Below are 5,095 nucleotides of genomic sequence, written 5' to 3'. Positions count from 1 at the left end.
AATGTCGGCGCGGTGCTGCGGCTCGGCGCCTGCCTGGGCGTCCCCGTCGATCTGATCGAACCGCTCGGCTTCGCTTGGGACGATGCCCGCGTCCGCCGCACGGCGATGGACTATATCGATCGCGTCGCCATCACCCGCCATGCCGACTGGGCTGCGTTTCACGCCAGCATCGGCACGGCGCGGCGGCTGGTGCTGCTCACCACCAAGGGCAGCAATTCCGCCCATGATTTCACCTTCCGCCCCGACGACGTGCTGCTGTTCGGCAAGGAAAGCGCCGGCGCCCCACCCCACGTCCACGCCGCCTGCGAAGGTCGCATCCGCCTGCCGATGCGAGTGGAGGTGCGCTCCCTCAACCTCGCCATGTCGGCCGGGCTGGCGGTGGGCGAGGCGCTGCGGCAGACGGGCGGATTGCCGAGGTAGAAGAGGGGCCTCCGGCGGGCAGGGTCGCAGACCCTGCACCCGTTGGTTTTCGGGCTACCCCCTTCCCGTCACCCCGGACTTGATCCGGGGTCCCGCTTCACGCCTTCCCGGCGCGTAACTGGTTCAACCGGAACAGCTGCGCCAATATCTTGTCGTCACTCAACGCCCCGGCCCGCCAATCGTCACCCCAGCCATAGGCATCGGCGACCGCTTCATCCAGCGCGCGGTGGGCATGGTCCAGCCACGCCGGCCGCTCGTTATACAAATTGGTCAGCGTGCGCTTGGCGAGCAGCTTCGCTGCCGCCTCATCCCTGGGCAGGATGCGATCCGGATAGCCGGCCACCACCTCCGGCACTCGCACCACCAGATCGGCCGGGTTCAGCCAATTCTCCCGCAGTTCATTCAGCCGCGCCGCCGCCGCCGCAATCGCCTGTGCGCGGGGATCATCGGCATAGGCAGCCGCCGGGAGATCGGGGGTAAGGCCGGCCGGGAAGGGGAAGGTTTCGAAGGTGGTGGACGGCGTATAGCGCGGATCATTGCCCACGCCGAGGAACGTGCCCATCCGCAGCGACCAGAGTTCATGGAAACGCGAGTGCAGGATGCCGAAGCTGGTGTCGTCATCGCGGGCGATGGCAACCACAGCGCTGTCCGGCAGGATTGCAGGACTCTTCCACGCAAAAAGGCGGTGCTTAGAGACGCGTGGCGAGATTATGATACGCGCACAATGTTCAGCCTTCGCATAGAAATCCGGTCGAGGTCGCCAGAACCTCCACCAAAAATCTCTCGCAATTTTTTCTGAATTTTGAGCCCGGACCGGTTTCACCACCCTAGAAGCGTGTTCAAAGGGAAATTCAAATTGCGATGCTTCTGATTCATCAAGTTCGCTGCCAAAGTCGACGATCCAAATATCTTGCGGTCTGCGAACAATCTCCGCACCATTCACATACGGTTTCAAAACTTGGGCGTTACTCCGACCATTTGGGTTGAGCGGTGCTTTCAACCATTGCCTTGCCAGCTCGCCGGGAACGTCAAAAGGCCCCGATTTCTGTATGCCAATAAATGCAATGGCTTCGTTTGGTGCAAGTTTATCAGCCTTGGTCAAATCAACTTCATTTGCTGTCAGGTCTGAAAAAATCTTGGTGGACACATTGCCGTTCAAGCGCACGGACTCGTTCGCAACGGACGAAAAGCAGACGATGGAAACCCGCACATCTGCTCCGTCTACCGTCCAATCCTCATCGCCCCATGCTTCATAAATCTGGCCATCTTCGACGATTGGCTTAAGCGCCTCCCGGTTTGCCCCACCACGGATTGAGTTAGTTGAAACCAATCCGGCACGGATCAGCTGAGCACTCTGCATCTGCGTCCATGCGCGGGCAAACCAGTAGCAAACTAGGTCTGAGAAATCTGGAAGTTGACCACGATAAGCCTTTCTTAGCGCTGAAACATATTCCTTACCCAGCTCGGACAATACTCGCTTTCCACCAAGGAACGGCGGGTTGCCCACCACCACCTCCGCCACCGGCCACTCGGCTTGGCGGCCATCCGGGGCCAGCACCGCATCCCGGCATTCAATGGTGTTCAGCGTCCGCAGGATCGGATTGCGCGCCGCATCGAACCCGTTGCGGCGCATCCACTGGATTTCGCCAATCCACACGGACACCCGCGCCAGTTCGGCGGCATAGGGGTTGAGTTCGATGCCCAGCACATTTTCCGGGCCAAGCCGGGGGAATTCGCGCGGCAGGCCGAGTTGTTCCGCCTCCAGCGCGGTGCGGTGTTCGATATCCTTCAGCGCCAGCAGCGAGAGATAGAGGAAATTGCCGCTGCCGCAGGCCGGATCGAGCACGCGGAAATTGGCCAGCCGGTCGCGCCAGGCGTTCATCGCCTTGGTGGCTTCAGCCCGCGCCTTGGCGCGGGCCGGGCCTTTGGCGGCATCGGCCTTGTCCATCGCGGTTTCGATGCTGCTGCGCACCTGTGCCCATTCACGTTCCAGCGGTTCGATGATCACCGGGCGCACGATCATCATGATCTTGTCGCGATCAGTATAATGCGCGCCCAACTGGCTGCGCTTGGCCGGATCAAGTCCGCGTTCGAACAGCGTGCCCAGGATGGAGGGATCGATTTCGGACCAATCCAGTTTCGCGGCCGCCAGCAGATTTTCGATATCGGCCTTTTCCAGCGGCAGCGCCGTATCATCATCGAAAAGGCCGCCGTTGAACCATTCCACCTTTTCAAATCCGACCATGCCGCCGGTTTTCATCGCGGCAAACAAGGTGGCGGCATAACCGGCGAACTGGGCCGCATCGCTGCGGCTGGCTTCCAGCATGCGCTGGAACATCTTGCCGGGCAGCAGGCCGACATCTTCGGCAAACATGCAGAACACCAGCCGGTTGACGAAATGCGCTACTAGATGCGCTTCGTGGCCGCGCAGGCGCAGGCGCTCAGCGATGGCGGCGAATTCCTTGGCGGCATCTTCGGTGAGTTTCTGGCGGGTTTTGGCCGGGCGCAGGCGTTCGGGATTGTCGAAACAGGCGCGCAGCAGGTCGCGCTTGCCGGCGTCGAGCAGGTCTTCCAGCGTGATTTCGTGCACTTCCTGCACGGTGTTGGTGAAATTGCTGTGGATGCGGATGCGATCCATATCCGACACGATCAGCAGCGGCGGGCTTTCCAGCGCGATGGAATAACGCAGCAGTTGATCGAAGGCCTTTTCCAGATTGGCGGCCTTGCCCTTGTACTCCCAGGCAAAGCAGCCCTTGCGCCACACATCGGCCCAGCCTTCGCCACCGCTGGTTTTGGTGGCGCCTTTTTCGAAGGTGAAGAAATCGCCGGTCTTGTCGGCGCTGATCGGGTCTTCAACGCCTAGCAGGCGGCACAGATCGTTGAAATGACTTTGGGAGGCGGTGCGCTCCTTCAGTTCAACATTGCGCCATTTTTGGGCGAATTCGTGCGGGGTCATAGCCGTGACGTTGGCGGGGATTTTGGTGGGCTGCAAGCCCCGTTCAAAGAAGAAAGCGGGACCCCGGATCAAGTCCGGGGTGACGGGGGGATTGATGGATTGGAGGTCGGCCCAAAACAAACGGGTGCAGGGTCTGCGACCCTGCCCGCCGGAGGCTCTCTTACCCCTTCACCACTTCGTATCCGCCAGCAGCGCCGCGTAAATCTCGATCCCGTCCCTCAGATTGCCCAGCCGGATATTCTCGTTGGCGGCGTGCTGATTGTCATCGGCGTTGGCGACGGTGACGCCGATCATGGGGGTGGCCAGTGCCTCCACGATTTCGGCGAAGGGTGTGGTGCCGCCCATCAGGGGGAGCAGCACGGGTGGGCCGGCGGTGCGGGTGATGGCGTCGATCACGGCTTTGGCGGCGGGCGTGTCGAGGGGGACTTTGACGGCGACGGAGCCGCCGGCGTCCCAATCCAGTTTCAGCAGCTTGGGGTGGGCGCGGCGGGTGGCGGCGTCCGGCGTGGTGCGGATGATGTGCCAGCCTTGGGTGGTGAGGTGGGTTTCGACTGCCTGTTTCACATGGGCGATGGTCTGGCCGGGGGCGAGGCGGATATCGAAGCTGGCCCAGGCCTGGGCGGCAATGGCGTTGGCGGCAGGCGACCGTGTATCGCCGCCGTGGATGGCGCGCACGTTGAGTGTGGGCATCAGATAGCCATCGGCCAGCCGCGCTGTGCCGATGTGGCGGCCCAGCGCCAGTTCGTCCATCAGTTGCTGTTCGACAGCGGGCAGGGCGGCCAGCGCCGCCTTGTCGGTGGCGCTGGGCGGCGGCACTTCGCTGGCCAGGCCGGGCACCTTTATACTGCCCTGATCGTCGCGCAGCTGCATCACCAGATCGGCGATCATCACCGTAGGGCTGGGCACCCAATTGCCGTAGTGCCCATCGTGGAGGGCGCGGGCGGGGCCATAGACCGTCGCTTCGAAATCGACGATGCCGCGGTTGCCGCCGCTCACCAGCGGGCGGCCGGATTGGTGGACCGGGCCATCGCCCAGGATCAGCAGATCGGCGGCGAGCAGCGCCTTGTTGGCGCGCACGATGGTGCCGAAATTGGGGGAGCCGGCCTCTTCCTCGCCCTCCCACAATATCTTGATGTTCACCATCGGCTTGATGCCTTTGGCGGCGAGCGCGTCCAGCGCCCACAGGGTGGCGGCGATGGTGGCCTTGTCGTCACCACTGGCTCTGCCGTGCAGGCGCCATTCCTTGTCGATAGTGGTGGCGGCGGCGAGATCGACCTTGGCGCTGGCCGGCGGTGCGGTGCGCAGCGTGGGCTGGAACGGCGGATCGAGCCAGCCGGGCTGGTTCACCGGCTGGCCGTCATAGTGGGCATAGAGCAGGAGGGTGCGTTTGGCGCCGGGGGTGCGGCGTTCCGCAAACACGCTGGCCGGGGTGCCGGGGCGGGCACGGAGCTGCTGGGTGGTGAAGCCGCGGGATTTCAGCTGGGTTTCGAGATAATCGGCGTTGCGATCGACATCGGCAAGCGTGCTGGCCACACTCGGCATGGCGACGAATGCGCTGTAATCCGTGATCAACTTGCGCTCATTGGCTTCGCGCCAGCTGCGCACCTGGGCGCGCAACCGGTCAGACGCCGGGCTGGCCAGCGCCGGCATTGCCACCAGCGCCAGCAGCGCCCATCCGATCATCGTCCGGTTTTTCATCATCATCCCCTTGTGCCGGCA

At 63.0% G+C, this 5,095-nt stretch carries 3 protein-coding genes; 1 reads left to right on the top strand and 2 read right to left on the bottom strand.

Features of this window, described 5'->3' with window-relative positions; all coding sequences use genetic code 11:
- Positions 1–420: tRNA (cytidine(34)-2'-O)-methyltransferase (locus tag RMO81_RS12865; RefSeq protein WP_310476291.1), on the top strand; the 420-nt coding region annotated here is incomplete at its 5' end.
- Positions 421–517: 97 nt separating this feature from the next.
- Here RMO81_RS12865 and RMO81_RS12860 read toward each other — a convergent pair.
- Both RMO81_RS12860 and RMO81_RS12855 read right to left on the bottom strand, forming a co-directional pair.
- Complete coding sequence (locus RMO81_RS12860; protein WP_310476290.1) at positions 518–3,376, bottom strand: class I SAM-dependent DNA methyltransferase; 2,859 nt, start codon at positions 3,374–3,376, stop codon at positions 518–520.
- A gap of 168 nt (positions 3,377–3,544) precedes the next feature.
- Positions 3,545–5,095, bottom strand: a 1,551-nt coding sequence (locus RMO81_RS12855) for a M20/M25/M40 family metallo-hydrolase (RefSeq protein WP_310476289.1), incomplete at its 5' end; no start/stop codon positions are given.

The sequence above is a fragment of the Sandarakinorhabdus sp. genome (assembly GCF_031422795.1).
In the GTDB taxonomy this organism is placed as follows: domain Bacteria; phylum Pseudomonadota; class Alphaproteobacteria; order Sphingomonadales; family Sphingomonadaceae; genus Sandarakinorhabdus.
This window is presented reverse-complemented; position numbering and strand designations above follow the sequence as displayed.

Excerpts from the sequence above, each read along its gene's own strand:
- RMO81_RS12860 (WP_310476290.1), bottom strand. The coding sequence starts at position 3,376 with ATGACCCCGCACGAATTCGCCCAAAAATGGCGCAATGTTGAACTGAAG.